Raw genomic sequence first — 16737 nt, forward strand, 5'->3', positions numbered from 1 at the left:
CATGACGTTCCTGTTACACCGTTTTTCTGAAATTTATCGCCACAATTGATTGCCACAAGGAGATTCCATGCAGACACGCAAACTGGGGAATACTGATATTGATGTGAGCCTGATTGGCCTGGGCACCATGACTTGGGGCGAGCAGAACAGTGAGCAGGAAGCGTTTGAGCAGCTGGATTATGCCACCGCCCATGGCGTGAACTTTATTGATGCGGCGGAGATGTACCCGGTGCCGCCCAAGGCCGATACCCAGGGGCTGACCGAGACTTACCTCGGCAACTGGCTGGCCAGTCGGGGCCAGCGCGACAAGCTGGTCATTGCTTCTAAAGTGGCCGGGCCGGGCAATGGCCTGAGTTATCTGCGCGGCGGTCCGCGCCTGACCCGCGAGCATATTCGCCAGGCCTGTGAAGACAGCCTCAAGAGGCTGCAGACCGATTACCTGGACCTGTACCAGGTGCATTGGCCGGATCGCAGTACCAATTTCTTTGGCAAACTGGGTTACCAACGCACCGCCAATGAGCAATTCACCCCGATTGAGGAAACCCTCGGTGCCCTTCACGAGTTGGTTCAGGAAGGCAAGATTCGCCATATCGGCCTGTCCAACGAGACACCGTGGGGCACCATGGAGTACCTGCGCCTGGCCCGGGAGAACAACTGGCCGCGTGTGGTGTCTATCCAGAACCCCTACAACCTGTTGAATCGGTCCTTCGAAATGGGGTTGGCCGAATTTGCCCACCGCGAGGCCACTGGCCTGTTGGCCTATTCTCCGCTGGCGTTCGGCATGCTTACCGGCAAGTACCTGGGTGGCAAATGGCCGGAAAAGGCACGGCTGACCCTGTACGAGCGCTTCAGCCGCTATACCAGCGAGCACGCCCAGGACGCCACCAGCGCCTATGTGGACCTGGCGCACCAGCACGGCTTGAGCCCGGCACAGCTGGCGCTGGCCTGGGTGAACAGCCGGGAGTTTGTGACCAGCAATATCATCGGTGCCACCACCATGGAACAGCTGCGGGAGAACATGGGTTCCGTTGGGGTGACATTGAGCCAGGACCTGGTGGAGGCCATTGAAGCGATTCATGCGGAGTTTACCTACCCCTGCCCCTGATGCTGACCAGACCGGCCATGGTAGAATGGCCGGCTTTCAATGACCGCAACGAATGACAGGACCCGGAATCGCTGATGCAAGCTGATACTGAGCAATCAACGCCGCAAGTTTATACCGTTCACTACGTTCTCAAGAACAAGATTGGCGAGCTGGTGGATACCTCCGAAGGCAGCGAGCCGCTGCACTTCCTGTACGGCACCCCGGAAATCATCGAGGGCATCCAGAGGGCGGTAAAAGATCGCAACGTGGGTGATTGCCTCGAGGTGACCATTCCACCGGAGATGGCCTACGGCGAATACCGTGAAGAGCTGGTGCGCAAGGTGCCCAAATCGCTGTTCGAGGGCGTGGAAAAGCTGGAAGTGGGTATGAAATTCCAGACCAACTCCGGCGATGAAACCCAGGTGGTGCAGGTAGTGGGCATCGACGGCAACCTGATTCGTGTGGATGCCAACCACCCACTGGCTGGTTTTACCCTGTATTTTGATCTGGAAATTGTGGGTCGCCGGGACGCCACTGAAGACGAAATCACCCAGGGCCGGCCATTGTTCTGATTCCGCTTTGGGGTGACGTGTCGAGTTGCCCCGAGTGAATAGCGGCCAACCCTGAATCGAGGGTCTGGTGCAGCTTTGACGCCAACGCCTTGGTGGACTCGGCGCTGCCCGCTGCCACCGGAGCATGGAAAAGCACTTCGACATGAGTTGGTGGTTGTTTGAGCAGTCGTATCAGGTGCCCCAGGAAGTCGTCGTCACCAACGAACGGAGCTAGATCATCCGGGCGACCCTGGCGTCGATAGCCGATAGAGACTGGCTGGATCAAGGCGTTGGCATCGCTGGCGGCGCCCAGCAGTCGGCCATGGATGGGCAAGACACTCCGGCCGGAACTGGTGGTGCCTTCGGGAAAGATCATGACCGGTTCCGCCCGCTGCAGCACGCCCGCTATTTCGCGCCGGATGCCGCCGGAACGACCACTCCCCCGGTTGATGAACAGGGTCCCCCCCTGTCTGGCGAGCCAGCCTATGAGGGGCCAGCGGCCAACCTCGGCTTTCGATAGAAAGCGGGTTGGCATCACGCTGCCCAGTGCCGGAATATCCACCCAACTGATGTGATTGGCCACCATTAGCACTCGCCCACCGCTTGGCGGCTGTCCATGAACCCGAATCTGCCAGCCCAGGCAGTGACACATCAGTCGAAAACACCGGCTGGCCCATCGGGGCCGATCCACCGGTTGCTGCCGGACACCGCTGATGATGCCAATTGCTACTGCGGCCAGGCTGGTGGTCAGCAGTACCAGCATGAACGCCGCGAGTCGCCATGGGAGTCTGATCCAGACCAAGGGTCGCCTCCCGCTCACTGCTTCTCTTTTAGAAAGTGGCGGCTGTAGCGGCCGGCCATGAGGCTGACATCCAGCAGCACCAGCATGTCGGCACAACGGAATTCGGGGTCCCAGCAGGGTTCACCGCAGACCTTTGCCCCCAGGCGCATGTAAGCGCGGATCAGAGGTGGGATTTCTTCCCGACGTTGGTGATCAGGGAAGGCCAGGTGGGGCAGGGCGCGCCGGGGTATAACCCGGCAATCCGGGCCGGTCAGGTGGTCGCGCTGGAGGGACTGGGCAATGCGCCAGGCCCGGGAGCCGCCGTCAGCCATCGATATGCTGGCACAGCCAATCAGGTAGTCCACCTTGCGATCCAGCAGCCAGGAGGCAAGTTCGGTCCACAGCAGGCTGATGGTGCCGCCGTTACGGTAGTCCGGGTGTACGCAAGTGCGGCCAAGCTCGGCCATGGTGCCCGGCAGTCGGGTCAGGGCGCCCAAATCGAACTCCTCGGCCGAATAGAAACCATCAATGGTTTCGGCGGCGCTCTGGTGAAGGATGCGGGAGGTGGCCACCAATTCGCCGGTATCGACATCGGTCACCAGCAGATGGTCACAGGCCAGGTCAAAACGGTCAGCGTCGATGCCTGGCGTTTCGGCCCCCAGATCACTGCCATACTCTTCAGAGAAGACCCGGTAACGCAGACGTTGTGCTGCTTCAAGCTCTGCCGGGCTCTGGGCAAGCCCGGTTTTGAGATTGCGTCCCGGCCGTGATTGCCGTTGTACGGATTGTGCGGTCATGACATAGCCTCTGTGTTCACCTGTTTGCATTTGAGGCTATGAAGTCGGTGTGACAGGCGGGTGACCTACTCGTGACTTGTCTGTGACAAGGCAGTGCGACATTGATCGGTGACAGGCTGTAACCCGATGGTGGTTACATGTATATTTCTGAATAGCATGTATAATTGCTGTAACTAAAAGTTATGTGTACCTTTGGGTAAAACCCGCAACCGGATTACAAGAATTCAATATGGACGGCATGGAACAGACAAACGAGAGTTGGCGGATTCTGATTGTCGAGGACGACGAGCGTCTGGCGGAGCTGACCCGGGAATACCTGGAAAGCAACGGCTTGGTGGTGTCACTGGAGAGCAATGGCGCGGCCGCCGTGGACCGCATCTGTAACGAACAGCCGGACCTGGTTGTGCTGGATCTCATGCTGCCTGGCGAGGATGGCCTTTCAATCTGTCGCCGCGTACGCCCATTCTATTCCGGCCCCATTATTATGCTTACCGCCCGTACCGACGATCTGGATCAGGTCCTGGGCCTGGAAATGGGTGCCGATGATTACGTTGGCAAGCCGGTTCAGCCGCGCGTCTTGCTGGCGCGGGTCCGTGCCCTGCTTCGTCGTATTGAAAGCCCGTCCCGGTCCATGCCGGCGGGGCAGGAAAGCGATGAGCCGGTCCGGTTGCAGTTCAATGACCTGGTCGTGGACCGGACCATGCGTGAGGCCTGGCTTGGGGATGAAAGCATTGACCTGACCAGTGCCGAATTCGATTTGCTCTGGCTGCTGGCCAACAACGCCGGCCGGGTACTCAGCCGCGAAGAAATCTTTACCGCTTTGCGTGGTATTCAGTACGACGGTCAGGATCGGTCGATTGATGTCCGGGTGTCCCGGATTCGTCCGAAAATCGGCGATGATCCCATCCATCCACGCCGTATCAAAACGGTCCGCAGCAAGGGATACCTGTTCGTCAAGGAGCCTTGACTGCTTCCCTGAGGCTGGAAGCCCATGTCTGTGACGCTTTTCCTCAAGCTCTATGCCCGCCTTGCCGCCGTTGCAGTGGCAGTGATCGTTGTCTGTGTGCTGCTGTTTTCACTGATGAACCCCATCCGGAAACAGATCTGGCTAGAAACCACCGCCGAGCCACTGATGCAGTGGCTGGCCACGGTGCCGGATGCCGCGTCCCAATATCATTGGATGTCGCCCCTGTTTGATTTGGAGGTGGGCAATCCCGGCAGCTTCGAACTCTCTGCGGTCAATGCTGAACGCCTGATGTACGGCCAGGTGGTGGCCGAGAAAGTGGACGCCGGGTACCGGTTTTACGTTCTGGCCCATGATGGCCAGGTTAATCGCCTCGCCCTTGAAGACCCATACTCGGAACTTGCCCGCGCCACGGCACTCATCGCCCGCTGGCACCTGGAAACCGCGAACGGAAAGCAACGCGTTGCCATGGGGCTGCAGTTGGGCGAATCCCTGGGCGTCAACATCGCGCCGGTTCAGGATGCTTCGCAATTGCCGGACCAATCCGTCCTCGATGGGCTGAGTCGCCATGGGTTGGTGTCGTTTAACGGAGCGGATGGGAACCTGAGGGTTTTGTTCCAGCTATCCACGGGAGATCTGTGGGCTCTGGATATGGCATCACGGTTTAATCCCTGGAGTTGGACGGTCATCGCCCTGTTTGTACTTTTCCTCGGCGGTGTGCTGGCGTTGGCGCTGTTCCTGGGGCTCCGGTTTATGGACGGGCAGATGCGTAAGGTGGAATCCGTGGCCGTGCGCATGGCCCGGGGTGAAATGGGCGCCCGGGTCGAGGCGGGAGAGGGAACGGTGGTCTCCCGACTGGCCGCTTCTTTCAACAGTATGGCCGAGCAGATCCAGCGGCTGGTGGAAGTGCAGCGGGAAATGATCCATGCCGTTTCCCATGAATTGCGTACGCCGGTGGCCCGCATTCGCTTTGGGGTGCAGATGATCGAGTCGGCCAACAGCCCCGAGACGCTGCATAAGCAGCTGCAGGGGATTGATGGCGATATCCAGGAGCTGGATGAGCTGATTGATGAAATCCTTACCTATGCCCGTCTGGAGCAGGGAGGGCCGGCATTCACACTGCGTCAGTCTTCGGTGCCGGAGATTGTGCAGCAGGTGGTGGATGAGCAGGCCATGATCCATGACAGCATCGACATCCGGTGTCAGATAGACGAATCATCCCAGCATTACGCCATGGCGGACATTGAACCGCGTTATATCCATCGGGCGATCCAGAATCTGGTGGGTAATGCGGCTCGCCACGCCAGGGGTAAGGTGCTGGTGACCTGCCAGCTGGACGAAAATAACTGCCGGGTTGATGTGGAAGACGACGGCGCAGGCATTCCGGAAGATCACTGGGAGAAGGTTTTCAGTGCCTTTGCCCGGCTGGACGACAGCCGAACCCGAACCTCCGGCGGCTACGGCCTGGGGCTTTCCATCGTACGGCGTATTCTCTACTGGCACGGCGGCCAGGCATTTGTCGGGCGTAGCGATGAACTGGGCGGTGCCCGTTTCAGCCTGGTTTGGCCGCGGGTCCAGTGAGTTGGGTCAGGCGGTCCGCTCAAAGGCAATGAGATGATCGGCCTCTACCCGCACCGGTACCTGTTCCCCCAGATGGAAGTCGAGGTGGCTGCGGAACAGGGCCTCGAAATCCGTGTCCTCCGAGCAGCGGAAGCGGTACAGCGTTGAGGTGCCCGCGAAGGTCTTCTCGACCACCTTGGGTTTGAGCTCCGAGGTTTCATCGTAAACGATGTCGTCTGGACGGATCAGGATATCGACCAGTGTCCCCGGCTCCCAGTTGTAGGCCCGGTTGCCGTGAATGATCCCCAGCTCGGATTCGATGGTGTCGGGTCCCAGGACCTGTCCGGGAATGAACCCGCCCTGACCCACGAAACTGGCCACGAAGCGGTTGGCCGGTTCGTGATACAGGTTGTAGGGCACATCCCACTGCTGGATGGAACCATTTTTCAGCACGGCGACCTGATCGCACATGGCGAAGGCTTCCTGCTGGTCGTGGGTCACCAGAATGGCGCTGATGCCCAGGGTTTTGAGGATCTCCCGGACATCCAGGCTGAGCCGGCGGCGCAGGTCGGTATCGAGGTTCGAGAAAGGCTCATCCAGCAGGATTAGGGTGGGCTCCGGTGCCAGGGCCCGGGCAAGGGCCACCCGTTGTTGCTGACCGCCAGACAGCTGATGCGGATAGTTGTCGGCCAGGTCCTGCAGGTGGACCAGATCCAGCAGTTCCGCCACTTTTTGCCGTTTCTCGGCTTTGCCCAGATTCTTCAGGCCAAAACCCACGTTATCGGCAATGGTCATGTGGGGAAACAGGGCGTAATCCTGGAACACCATGCCAATCTTGCGTTTCTCCGGCGCCAGCGACCGACCCGGAAGGCTGATGGCCTGTGACTGCAGGCGGATCTCGCCCTGGTTGATGGGCAGAAAGCCGGCCAGTGCCCGTAAAATCGTGCTTTTGCCGCAGCCACTAGGACCCAGCAGACAGCCAATGTCTCCCTGGCTCAGCGCGAAGTTGATATCCCGCACCACTGAATCGCCGCCGTAGCCGCAAGACAGGTTGTGTACTTCAAGGAGCCAGTCGCTCGCTGCCGCAGTGTAATCCATGACTTAGTCCAGGCGGTTCAGAATAAGGAACTCAAGCAGGGCTTTCTGGGCGTGCAGACGGTTTTCCGCTTCGTGCCAGACAACCGAGCCCGGGTGCTCCATCATGTCGGTGGAGATTTCTTCACCACGGTGGGCGGGCAGGCAGTGCATAAACAAAGCGTCCTTGTCGGCGACGGCCATCAGTTCCGGGTTGATCTGGTAGTCCTGGAAAGCCCGCTCCCGGGCTTTCTGCTCGTCTTCCTGGCCCATGGAGGCCCAGACGTCGGTGACCAGCAGGTTGGAGCCCTTGGCGGCTTCTTCGGGGGAGCGCATGATGCTTACCCGCTCCCCGTATTGTTCCAGCAGCTTCGCATCCGGCTCATAACCTTCCGGGCAGGCGACGTTCAGGTGGAAATCGAACTGGGCGGCGGCGTTGATGTAGGAGTTGCACATGTTGTTGCCATCGCCGACCCAGGTCACCGTTGCGCCCTTGATGCTGCCCCGATACTCACGGTAGGTCTGCATGTCGGCCAGCAGCTGACACGGGTGGAATTCGTCGGTCAGGGCATTGATGACCGGTTTGCTGGAAGCGGAAGCAAAACGCTCCACGGTTTCGTGGCCAAAGGTCCGGATCATGACGGCGTCCACCATACTGGAAATCACGATGGCGGAGTCTTCGATGGGCTCGCCACGGCCCAGTTGGGTGTCCCGTGGCGACAGGAACATGGCAGAGCCGCCCAGTTGCGTCATACCTGCTTCGAAAGAGACCCGGGTGCGGGTGGATGACTTCTCGAAAACCATTGCCAGTACCCTGTTTTTCAGGGAATCTCGCACTTTACCGGCATGCCACTCCTGGCGGAGCTTGCTTGCGTGGTCGAGCAGCGCTTCCAGTTCGTTGGTGGTCAGGTCGTTAAGTGTCAGAAAATGTCTTGCTGCCATGAAAGGCCCCTTGCCGGAAACTCGGGATCGGTTTGGTGTAGAAAAAGGGTTCCAAGTCTAGCCCTTCGAACTGGTGAAGACAATGTCACGGCCGGTGGTTGGTACGGGGTATCCGTAATGCATTGGTTGAGGCTTGCGCAGGCGTGTACAATGTGGCCTCAGAGCCGGTAAGCGGCCCCGTAATTTTGTCAGAGGTGTATGTTCATGGACATCAATGAAAGCATCAAGAGCCAACTCGAAGAGAACCCCATCATTCTTTACATGAAGGGTACTCCCCAGGCTCCCCAGTGCGGCTTTTCCGCCAAGACTGTGCAGGCACTGATGGCCTGTGGCGAGCGTTTTGCGTTCGTGAATATTCTGGACAACCAGGAACTGCGTGAGGCTCTGAAGGTGTACTCAAGCTGGCCGACCTACCCGCAGCTGTACATCAACGGTGAGCTGGTTGGCGGTTGTGACATCATCATGGAGATGTCCGAAAGCGGCGAACTGGAAAAAGTGGTCAAGGAAGCGGCAGGTCAGGCAGAAGCCTGATTGTGTCCCGCAGGTTGCCCGGAGCTGTGTTCCGGGTAACCTGACCGATTATCCCCCGGGAGTTTTCAGGCGGTTTTAGTGCGCAGGTTGCCCACTACCGCGTTCAGGGCCCGGTCAATCAGTGCGCCCTGGTCCAGCAGCGACAGGCGTCCTTTCCTCAGTTCACTGGCAAGATCAAGCCGGCTCTTCTCGATAACCTTCAGGCCCATCCGGTTAACGAATACAAACGAATTAGCTTCCTCAATCACCGCTGAGAGTTTGCAGCGGAAGCTGGCGCCGTTGACCAGGCGGAATTCCACCCAGTCTCCGATTTTCAGCTTGTCGATCTGTTCAATGTATTCCCCCAGCGCTGCGTCGTCATGCACTGATGATGGCTCATCATCTGAATCGATCTCTTTGGTCTGAGAGTCGGCCGTGTCTGGTTTGGGTGTGCTGATGGCCGTGTGGTTGCGGAAAGCGTCGGTTAACTGAGTTTTCAGGGCGGCCATCACTTCGTCCAGCCGATTGGACTTGTAGGAGACCTCCCTGAGGCCGGCCCTCAGGGTTTTTAGCAGCCCGGGAACCACCCGGACCCACTCGTCCCGCTCCTTGTCATCCTGGTGAGGATTGAGGCACCACAGCAGGTCATCGACCACTTTCACGCTCTCTTGCCAGCGGTGCTCTGAGTCATCACGCAGGTAGGCCAGGAACATGACCCGGCTCCAGCCGTTGATCAGTATGTCGTGAATGCTCTCCGGTAGTTCGTAATTCCGGGTTTTTTCCTTCAGCAGGTGGTCAACCTCTTCCTGGGCCTTGCGGGATTTGATGCGCCCGCGCTCGGACTCCCGTGTACGTTGTTCCACCAGGGAGGCTTTGCGGTTTTCCCGTTCCAAAAATCGTTCGAACTCCCGGTTGAGGTCTTCAAAAAGCGCGATGTCTCCGTCGAAGTCCTCCAATATGCGCTGTACAACCGTGTGGATCTGGTTGTAAAGGCGATCCTTGGCCTTTTCATCGCTGTTGTTCCAGCCAATACCGGCACGGGCCAGGGAGTTAAGCAGCTTGCGGGCGGGGTGGCTGGCCTTGCTGAAAAACGTCTTGTCCTTGATCACCACCTTCAGGATGGGAATCTGCAGCCGGCTGATCAGAACCTGGACGGGGGCGGACAGGTTGTCATCGTCCAGGATGAACTCGAAGAGCATGGACACCAGGTTGATGAGATCCTCATCCACCTCTTTCAGGGCCGGCTCCTGTCCGCTTTGCTGGGTCTGTCGGGCCAGTGTGCTGTACACCAGCTGTTGCAGATCCAGGATCACCGGTTCGCCATCGCTGAGATCGCCGGACTCGGGCATGGTTTGCTGCATCGGAAGAGCCCTGAGCAACTCCATGAGTTCCTTGCCATCAACCACGTGAACCGACGGGTCAGCCTCGCGTGAGACGTTGCCCGATGTTGTTCGTTGCTGGGCCATCAGGCGCCGGATCTGGTCAAACAGGGCAGTATTTTCCCGGCCTGAACTGCCGGCTTTGCGGCTGGTGGAGGGCTCGTCTATCGACGGGCGCTGGGTGTTTGCCTGTGCGTCGGGCGCTTCTCGCTTGGGCGAGCTCTTGCCGTGGTAGCGGAAATTGGGAATAACCCCGGCCTGGACCAGAATGCGATTGGCCTCGTCCAGCAACATCCCCAGGTTGGAAACCACGTACCGGTCAAATTGTTTGAGGACAATGAGCCGTTCCCGGATATGGATGTCCAGCGCTTCCGAGGCCTGTGCAAAGGCTTCGCACAAATACTCCGGAGCCATCGGATTGACCGGCTCTTCATCGGGGATGCCGGCATACACTTGGGAAAACCGGGCCTGCAGGGGGATCAGTGAACCCTGGAAATGGGCATTGGCCTTGGTCACCATGGCGTTCAGGGCAACCTGCTCTTCCAGGTCGTCATGGCCAACCAGTGACAGCGTGTCGGCGGAGGGCGTTTGCTGGGTGTTGCGTTCGGCTGACTGCTGCACCCGGGGAGGGTGGGAGAACAGGTCGGTGATCGCCTTTCGGAATTGCCGCTCCACGCCTTTGCGCTTGATGCGAATTTCCCGCATGGCCTCAAAATAACGGTTTTGCTCATTGTTGCTGCGGGCATTGTTGGCCAGTTCGAACAGGGAGTCGTCCACGGCATCAAGCGCACCCTGCAGCAAGTCGCCCAGGCCAGCGGTGACCGTGTCCCGGACGCGGCCAACTTCCGGTGGTACCGGGCGAGCGTCGGTCGCGGCCTTGTGGTCGCTTAGATAATGTATGCCGGATGATTTGCTCATGACCGACTCCTGTTTATGCCTTTACCGGATACATGAACGAGCCTGGTGACGATGATTCTGGTTGGTTATTGATCAAATCTAGCGCACTTTTCCCGAAATCGCACGTTTGCTTCTTTTGGGATGGACGATCGCCGCCTTGACCACGTTGTCCTTGATTTGCAGGACCTCAACGCGGTGGCCAGACACCTTCAGGCAGACGTTGCTGTCGGGGATATTTTCCAGGGTTTCGGTGATCAGCCCGTTCAGGGTTTTGGGCCCGTCGGTCGGCATTTTCCAGCCCAGCGTTTTATTGATGGTACGCACTGCCGTGCCGCCATCAATAATGTAGGTGCCGTTTTCCTGGGGAATAATGTCCGCCGATGTGGCCGCATAATCGGTGGTGAACTCTCCCACAATCTCTTCCAGGATGTCTTCGAGGGTGGCCAGGCCCAGTACGTCACCATATTCGTCCACCACGATGCCGAACCGGCGCTTGCCTTTCTGGAAGTTCAGCAATTGGGTGTTCAGGGGGGTACCCTCGGGAATGAAGTAGGGCTCCTGGCTCAAGGTCATGATCATGGCCTTGTTGATGTCTTCTTCCTTTAATAGCCGGGCGATGTTGCGCAGATGGAGGATGCCCTGAATGTTGTTGATGTCGCCCTTGAAGACCGGCAGCCGCGTGTGCTGGCTGTTTTTCAGCTGGCGGAGCATGTTCTCCACGTCGTCATCCAGGTCAATGCCGACGATTTCGTTCCGGGGCACCATGATGTCGTTCACGGTGACGTTGTCCAGGTCCAGGATGCTGACCAGCATGTCCTTGTGCTTGGCGGGAATCAGCGCGCCTGCTTCATTTACCACCGTGCGCAGCTCTTCCCGGCTAAGATGATCTTGTGACGCCTGGGCGGAGCTGATGCCCAGTACCTTCAAAATCAACCCCGTAAACAGGTTGACGGACCAGACCAGGGGGTAGAGGGTTTTGAGCAACGGGCCGAGTACGTAGCTGGCAGGAAAGGCAATTTTCTCTGGGAACAGGGCGGCCAGGGTTTTTGGGGTTACCTCGGCAAAGATCAGGATGACGATGGTCAGCAGTACCGTGGCCACGGCGATGCCGGCGTCTCCCCAGATGCGAATGGCGATCACCGTGGCGATGGCCGAGGCGAAAATGTTCACGAAGTTGTTGCCGATCAGGATCACGCCGATCAGCTGGTCGGTGCGGTTTAGCAGGCTCTGGGCGCGGCGGGCGCCTTTGTGGCCGGTTTTGGCCATGTGCTTCAGGCGATAGCGGTTCAGGGACATCATCCCGGTTTCGGAGCTGGAGAAGAAACCGGAAAGAATGATCAGGCCGAGCAGGAGAATGAACAGCGCCGTAAGCGATGTTTCGTTCAAGGGGTGAATCCTTCTGTCTTTGTCATGTCAGGAAGCGCATAGAAAGTACAGTGGCTGATAAATAACCCGTCAACCACCCTGTTGAAAGACCACCTCAAGCACAAACTTGGTGCCGTAGAAGGCGATCATCAGCAATGCGCAACCCGCCAGGGTCCAGTGGCTGGCGGTAACGCCGCGCCACCCTTTGGTATAGCGTCCGACCAGAAGCCCGACAAATACCAGAAGCGACAACAGGGAAAAGGTCGTTTTGTGGGCGAGATGTTGCCCGAAGAGATCTTCAATGAACAGTGCGCCGGTGACAATGGCCAGTATCAGCAGGACAACCCCTGCCCAAACCATTTCGAACAGCAACGACTCCATGGTCTGCAGGGGGGGGAGGTTACGAACCAGCAGGCTGTTGTAATTGTGCTTGAGCTGATGGTTTTGCAATTGAAGCAAGATCGCCTGAATGGCCGCCAGAGTGAAGAGACTGTATGCGGTCACGGATAGGGCAATGTGTGAAAGCATGCCGTAACTTTGGTCGGGGACTACTCGCGATGGCGTATGCTGGATCAGCGCCATGATGATGGTGAGCATGGCGATGGGGTAGCCGGCCAGGAACAGGCTGCCGACGGGCTTGGTCAGGTTCAGGCCCAGTAAAAGGAAGACGATCAGCCAGGAAATCAGTACCGAGCTCTTGAAAAGGCTGAAGTCAAAGCCGCCATCGTGATGTACGGACTGGGCAATGAGCAGGCCGTGGGCAACCAGAGCGAGAACACCGATAAGCGTGGTTATCGCCAGGTTGGCTTGCACCCGCCCCCGGAAATGCAAAGCCTGCAGGGCCGTGCCCACGCTATACAGGAAAAGTGCAGTAACCGCGAGAATCAGCGTTCCCATGACGTCCTTTTTAGTTGCTGAAAGTAGAAGCTGGTGTGGATCTGAACAGATTTGACCGGGTAGGTCATTTCAGAGGCACCTTAGTCTGGTTATAATGTCGCGATTATGCAACAGGAATCAAGCGACCGATACCGGTCGCCGGGTTTGTGTGAATCATTTCTCCGGGGTACGGAAAAGCAACATGTTTGAGAATCTCCAGGACCGACTATCCGGTAGCTTGCGCAAGATCTCGGGTCAGGCAAAGCTGACCGATGACAATATCAAGGATACGTTGCGCGAAGTGCGCAAGGCGCTGCTTGAAGCCGACGTTGCGCTGCCGGTGGTCAAGGAATTCATCGCCGGGGTGCGCAAGCGTGCCCTGGGCCAGGAAGTGCGTCGCAGCCTCACGCCGGGCCAGGTCTTTATAAAGGTGGTCCAGCAGGAGCTGGAGCGGGTCATGGGCGAGGGTAACGAATCCCTCAACCTGGCAACCCGTCCGCCGGCTGTCATTATGATGGCCGGTCTCCAGGGTGCGGGTAAGACCACTACCGTGGCCAAGCTTTCGCGCTTTTTGAAGGAGCGGGAAAAGAAATCGGTCATGGTTGTCAGTGCCGACGTTTATCGCCCTGCGGCGATCCGGCAGCTGGAAACCCTGGCTGGCGAAGTGGGGGTTGAGTTCTTCCCCAGCAGCGCCGAGCAGGATCCAGAGGATATCGCGGCTGGCGCCATTGACGCAGCCCGTCGCAAGCACGTGGATGTGGTGATCCTTGATACCGCTGGTCGCCTGCATATAGATGAAGACATGATGGGCGAGATTGGTCGCCTGCATAAAGCGGTGAATCCGGTTGAGACCCTGTTCGTGGTGGACGCCATGACCGGTCAGGACGCCGCCAACACAGCCAAGGCGTTCAACGATGCCCTGCCGTTGACCGGTGTGGTACTCACCAAGACCGACGGCGATGCCCGTGGTGGTGCGGCCCTGTCGGTTCGTCACATTACCGGCAAGCCCATCAAGTTCCTCGGTATCGGCGAGAAAACCGATGCCCTTGAGCCTTTCTACCCGGACCGCGTGGCTTCGCGGATTCTTGGTATGGGGGATGTGCTCTCCCTGATCGAAGAAGCCGAGCGCAAGCTGGACCACAAGAAGGCCCAGAAGCTCACCAAGAAGATCAAGAAGGGCAAGGGCTTTGACCTGGAAGATTTCCGGGACCAGCTGCAGCAGATGAAGAAAATGGGTGGCATCGGCGGCATGCTCGACAAGCTGCCCGGTGGCATGGGGCAAATGGCCCAGGCGGCCCAGCAGCAGGTCAATGACAAGTCCATGGGGCAAATGGAGGCAATCATCTGCTCCATGACGCCAAAGGAGCGCCGTTTCCCGGATACCATCAACAATTCCCGCAAGCGCCGCATTGCCGCCGGTTCCGGTACCCAGATCCAGGACATCAATCGCCTGCTCAAGCAGCACAAGCAGATGGCGAAAATGATGAAGAAGTTCGGGAAAAAGGGCGGTATGGCCAACATGATGCGCGGCCTGGGCGGTATGATGCCGCCCGGCGGTGGCGGCGGAAGGCCTCCATTCGGGGGTATGTAAAAAGCCTTATGAGGAAAATGAGAGAGCAGGGGCTTTCCCTGTTTTCATTGGCGCGTTTTTGACATAGAATAGCGCCCCTTTCGAGTATGGGTCTTCTCGTCAGCCGCGAACGGTGTGGCGAGAATCGTACAAAGTTCGCACAACAGAACAGGATATTGGTCGAAATGGTAACAATCCGTTTGGCTCGTGGTGGCTCCAAGAAGCGCCCGTTCTACCATCTGACAGTTACAGATAGCCGTAACGCCCGTAATGGTCGTTTCATTGAGCGTGTTGGTTTCTTCAACCCGGTTGCCCGTGGTCAGGAAGAGCGTCTGCGTGTAAACCGTGAGCGCGTTGACTACTGGCTGGGCCAGGGTGCACAGACCAGCGAGCGCGTTGCCCAGCTGCTGAAAGGCGCTGAGTAATCAGTGATTCTGGCCGGGGTGTATCGGGCATGACGCAGCATTCCCAGGAAACTGTGATCGGCCGGGTAACCTCGGTGTTCGGAGTTAAGGGGTGGCTTAAAGTCTTCTCTTACACAGATCCGAAGGAAGGGATTCTCGATTACCGCGACTGGACCCTGGTTCTGGACGGTAAGCGAATCCCGGCAAAGCTTGAAGACGGTCGCCGCCAAGGGCAGGGGATTGTCGTCAGGCTCAAAGGTATTAATGACCGTGACCTGGCCGCGACCTATTCGGGTGCGGAGATCCGGGTGGAAACCGAGCAATTGCCGGAACTGCCGGAAGGCGAGTTCTATTGGCATCAGCTCGAAGGCCTGGAAGTGGTAACGGTTGCAGGTGAGTGCCTGGGCAAGGTGCATCATCTGATGGAAACAGGCTCCAACGATGTCCTGGTGGTGCGCGCGACAGCGGGCTCCATTGACCAGCGCGAACGGCTGATTCCCTATCTGCCGGACCAGGTCCTCAAAGAGGTGAACCTGGATGCCGCGCGTATTGTGGTCGACTGGGATCCGGAGTTCTGAAGCGTGTGGATAGGCGCGGTCACTCTGTTTCCGGACATGTTTTCAGCGGTGACGGATTATGGAATAACCGGAAGGGCGGTTCGTGAAGGTCTTGTGACTTTCCAGAGCTGGAATCCCCGGGATTTTACCCATGACCGTCATCGCACGGTGGATGACCGTCCGTATGGTGGCGGCCCTGGCATGCTGATGAAAATTCAGCCCCTCAGGGACGCCATTCATGCGGCCCGGGCATCGGCACCCGGCAAGGCCTGTGTGGTCTATATGTCGCCGCAGGGCGAAAAGCTGGATCAGTCGGTGGTGGAATCTCTGGCCGCCGAGCAACAGCTGATTCTGGTTGCCGGTCGTTATGAAGGCGTGGACGAACGCCTGATAGCGGCGGAAGTCGACCGGGAAGTGTCGTTGGGGGATTTTGTGCTCTCCGGCGGCGAACTGGCGGCGATGGCCGTGATCGATGCGGTTACGCGTTTTGTTCCCGGAGCATTGGGGCATGCGCAGTCAGCGGAGCAGGATTCCTTTGCTGATGGTTTGCTGGATTGTCCGCACTACACCCGGCCCGAGGTTTACGAAGGTCAGGCGGTGCCGGAAGTTCTTCTGGGCGGGCACCACGAACAGATCCGGCTTTGGCGATTGAAAGAGTCACTGAGGCGAACACAGCAGCGGCGTCCCGACCTGCTGGAACAGCGGGAGCTTACGGACGAAGAGCGCCGGCTGCTGGAAGAAATTTTGAACGAACCGGGTGCCACTGAGTCATCAGGGCATTGAAAGATTGGGTATCAGGAGCATTTACGATGAGCGGCAAGAACAACATCATCAGTCAACTTGAAGCAGAACAGATGACCAAGGAAATCCCTGCGTTCGCGCCGGGTGACACCGTGGTTGTTCAGGTTCGCGTAACTGAAGGTAACCGTGAGCGTCTGCAGGCGTTCGAAGGCGTGGTTATCGGTAAGCGCAACCGTGGCATGAACTCTTCCTTCACCGTTCGTAAGGTGTCTTACGGCGTGGGTGTTGAGCGTACTTTCCAGACCTACTCCAAGCTGATCGACAGTGTCAGCGTGAAGCGTCGTGGTGACGTGCGTCAGGCCAAGCTGTACTACCTGCGTGACCTGTCTGGTAAGGCAGCTCGCATCAAGGAAAAGCTTAACTGAGTTCGGAATTCCGACGCAGTTACGAAAAGCAGCCTCAAGGGGCTGCTTTTTTTATGGTGCGCCAGGCATGGCGCGTAGCGCCTTGGCGGCGCTGTTCCGGTACAGGTGGTGCTGGCCGGATGACTTGGGGGTGCAAGTCCCCTGTGGGCCCGGCAAGGGGAACCACTAGCCGGACGGCAAGGGTGTCCACCGCGAGGTGGAATCTGAAGGAAGCCGCAGGCAAAGCACTGGCCCGACGAACAGGAATCGCATCAGGCGGT

General features: G+C 58.3%; 17 protein-coding genes. 10 read left to right on the forward strand and 7 right to left on the reverse strand.

What is annotated here, in order from left to right:
• Positions 1–67 precede the first annotated feature (67 nt).
• Positions 68–1105, forward strand: coding sequence for an NADP(H)-dependent aldo-keto reductase (locus tag BY454_RS04750; RefSeq protein ID WP_104415649.1), 1038 nt, complete (start codon positions 68–70; stop codon positions 1103–1105).
• 74 nt (positions 1106–1179) lie between these two features.
• Positions 1180–1656: an FKBP-type peptidyl-prolyl cis-trans isomerase gene (locus tag BY454_RS04755; RefSeq protein WP_104415650.1), complete on the forward strand. Its 477-nt coding sequence runs from the start codon at positions 1180–1182 to the stop codon at positions 1654–1656.
• Here BY454_RS04755 and BY454_RS04760 read toward each other — a convergent pair.
• The gene (locus BY454_RS04760) at positions 1631–2437 is read right to left on the reverse strand and encodes a lysophospholipid acyltransferase family protein (RefSeq protein ID WP_146082686.1); all 807 of its coding nucleotides are present in this window, start codon (positions 2435–2437) and stop codon (positions 1631–1633) included. The genes BY454_RS04755 and BY454_RS04760 overlap by 26 nt on opposite strands.
• Positions 2438–2451: 14 nt before the next feature.
• Complete coding sequence (locus BY454_RS04765; RefSeq protein WP_104415652.1) at positions 2452–3213, reverse strand: GNAT family N-acetyltransferase; 762 nt, start codon at positions 3211–3213, stop codon at positions 2452–2454.
• Positions 3214–3451: 238 nt separating this feature from the next.
• Between BY454_RS04765 and BY454_RS04770 the strand changes: the two genes are divergently transcribed.
• Both BY454_RS04770 and BY454_RS04775 read left to right on the forward strand, forming a co-directional pair.
• Positions 3452–4180, forward strand: coding sequence for a response regulator (locus BY454_RS04770; RefSeq protein WP_104415671.1), 729 nt, complete (start codon positions 3452–3454; stop codon positions 4178–4180).
• A 24-nt stretch (positions 4181–4204) separates the two neighbouring features.
• Complete coding sequence (locus BY454_RS04775) at positions 4205–5758, forward strand: ATP-binding protein (protein WP_104415653.1); 1554 nt, start codon at positions 4205–4207, stop codon at positions 5756–5758.
• Between the two features lie 6 nt (positions 5759–5764).
• On the opposite strand, the gene BY454_RS04780 is transcribed toward BY454_RS04775, so the two are convergent.
• Together BY454_RS04780 and argF are read right to left on the reverse strand one after the other, a co-directional pair.
• Complete coding sequence (locus BY454_RS04780; protein ID WP_104415654.1) at positions 5765–6835, reverse strand: ABC transporter ATP-binding protein; 1071 nt, start codon at positions 6833–6835, stop codon at positions 5765–5767.
• A gap of 3 nt (positions 6836–6838) precedes the next feature.
• Positions 6839–7753 carry an ornithine carbamoyltransferase gene (gene argF / locus BY454_RS04785; RefSeq protein WP_104415655.1) on the reverse strand — a complete coding sequence of 305 codons (915 nt, stop codon included), beginning with the start codon at positions 7751–7753 and terminating at the stop codon, positions 6839–6841.
• A 204-nt stretch (positions 7754–7957) separates the two neighbouring features.
• Between argF and grxD the strand changes: the two genes are divergently transcribed.
• A complete protein-coding gene (grxD, locus tag BY454_RS04790; protein ID WP_104415656.1) occupies positions 7958–8284 on the forward strand; it encodes a Grx4 family monothiol glutaredoxin in 327 nt (108 codons plus the stop codon).
• A 65-nt stretch (positions 8285–8349) separates the two neighbouring features.
• On the opposite strand, the gene BY454_RS04795 is transcribed toward grxD, so the two are convergent.
• From BY454_RS04795 to BY454_RS04805, 3 genes are all read right to left on the reverse strand, one after another.
• The gene (locus tag BY454_RS04795) at positions 8350–10560 is read right to left on the reverse strand and encodes a DUF1631 domain-containing protein (RefSeq protein ID WP_104415657.1); all 2211 of its coding nucleotides are present in this window, start codon (positions 10558–10560) and stop codon (positions 8350–8352) included.
• Positions 10561–10638: 78 nt separating this feature from the next.
• Complete coding sequence (locus BY454_RS04800) at positions 10639–11925, reverse strand: HlyC/CorC family transporter (protein ID WP_104415658.1); 1287 nt, start codon at positions 11923–11925, stop codon at positions 10639–10641.
• A 69-nt stretch (positions 11926–11994) separates the two neighbouring features.
• On the reverse strand, positions 11995–12801 hold the full coding sequence (locus BY454_RS04805) for a cytochrome C assembly family protein (protein ID WP_104415659.1): 807 nt from the start codon (positions 12799–12801) through the stop codon (positions 11995–11997).
• Positions 12802–12982: 181 nt separating this feature from the next.
• Here BY454_RS04805 and ffh point away from each other — a divergent pair, with 181 nt between their 5' ends.
• The 5 genes from ffh to rplS all read left to right on the forward strand — a co-directional run bounded on the left by ffh (position 12983) and on the right by rplS (position 16477).
• Positions 12983–14371 (forward strand): signal recognition particle protein, encoded by a 1389-nt coding sequence (gene ffh / locus BY454_RS04810; RefSeq protein WP_104415660.1) that lies wholly within the window; start codon positions 12983–12985, stop codon positions 14369–14371.
• A 164-nt stretch (positions 14372–14535) separates the two neighbouring features.
• Positions 14536–14775 carry a 30S ribosomal protein S16 gene (rpsP, locus tag BY454_RS04815; RefSeq protein ID WP_104415661.1) on the forward strand — a complete coding sequence of 80 codons (240 nt, stop codon included), beginning with the start codon at positions 14536–14538 and terminating at the stop codon, positions 14773–14775.
• 29 nt (positions 14776–14804) lie between these two features.
• Positions 14805–15332, forward strand: coding sequence for a ribosome maturation factor RimM (gene rimM, locus BY454_RS04820; RefSeq protein WP_104415662.1), 528 nt, complete (start codon positions 14805–14807; stop codon positions 15330–15332).
• Positions 15333–15335: 3 nt separating this feature from the next.
• On the forward strand, positions 15336–16094 hold the full coding sequence (gene trmD, locus BY454_RS04825) for a tRNA (guanosine(37)-N1)-methyltransferase TrmD (RefSeq protein WP_104415663.1): 759 nt from the start codon (positions 15336–15338) through the stop codon (positions 16092–16094).
• 26 nt (positions 16095–16120) lie between these two features.
• On the forward strand, positions 16121–16477 hold the full coding sequence (gene rplS / locus BY454_RS04830; RefSeq protein WP_104415664.1) for a 50S ribosomal protein L19: 357 nt from the start codon (positions 16121–16123) through the stop codon (positions 16475–16477).
• The last annotated feature ends 260 nt before the right edge of the window (positions 16478–16737 follow it).

The organism is Marinobacter persicus (assembly GCF_002934325.1).
Lineage (GTDB): Bacteria > Pseudomonadota > Gammaproteobacteria > Pseudomonadales > Oleiphilaceae > Marinobacter > Marinobacter persicus_A.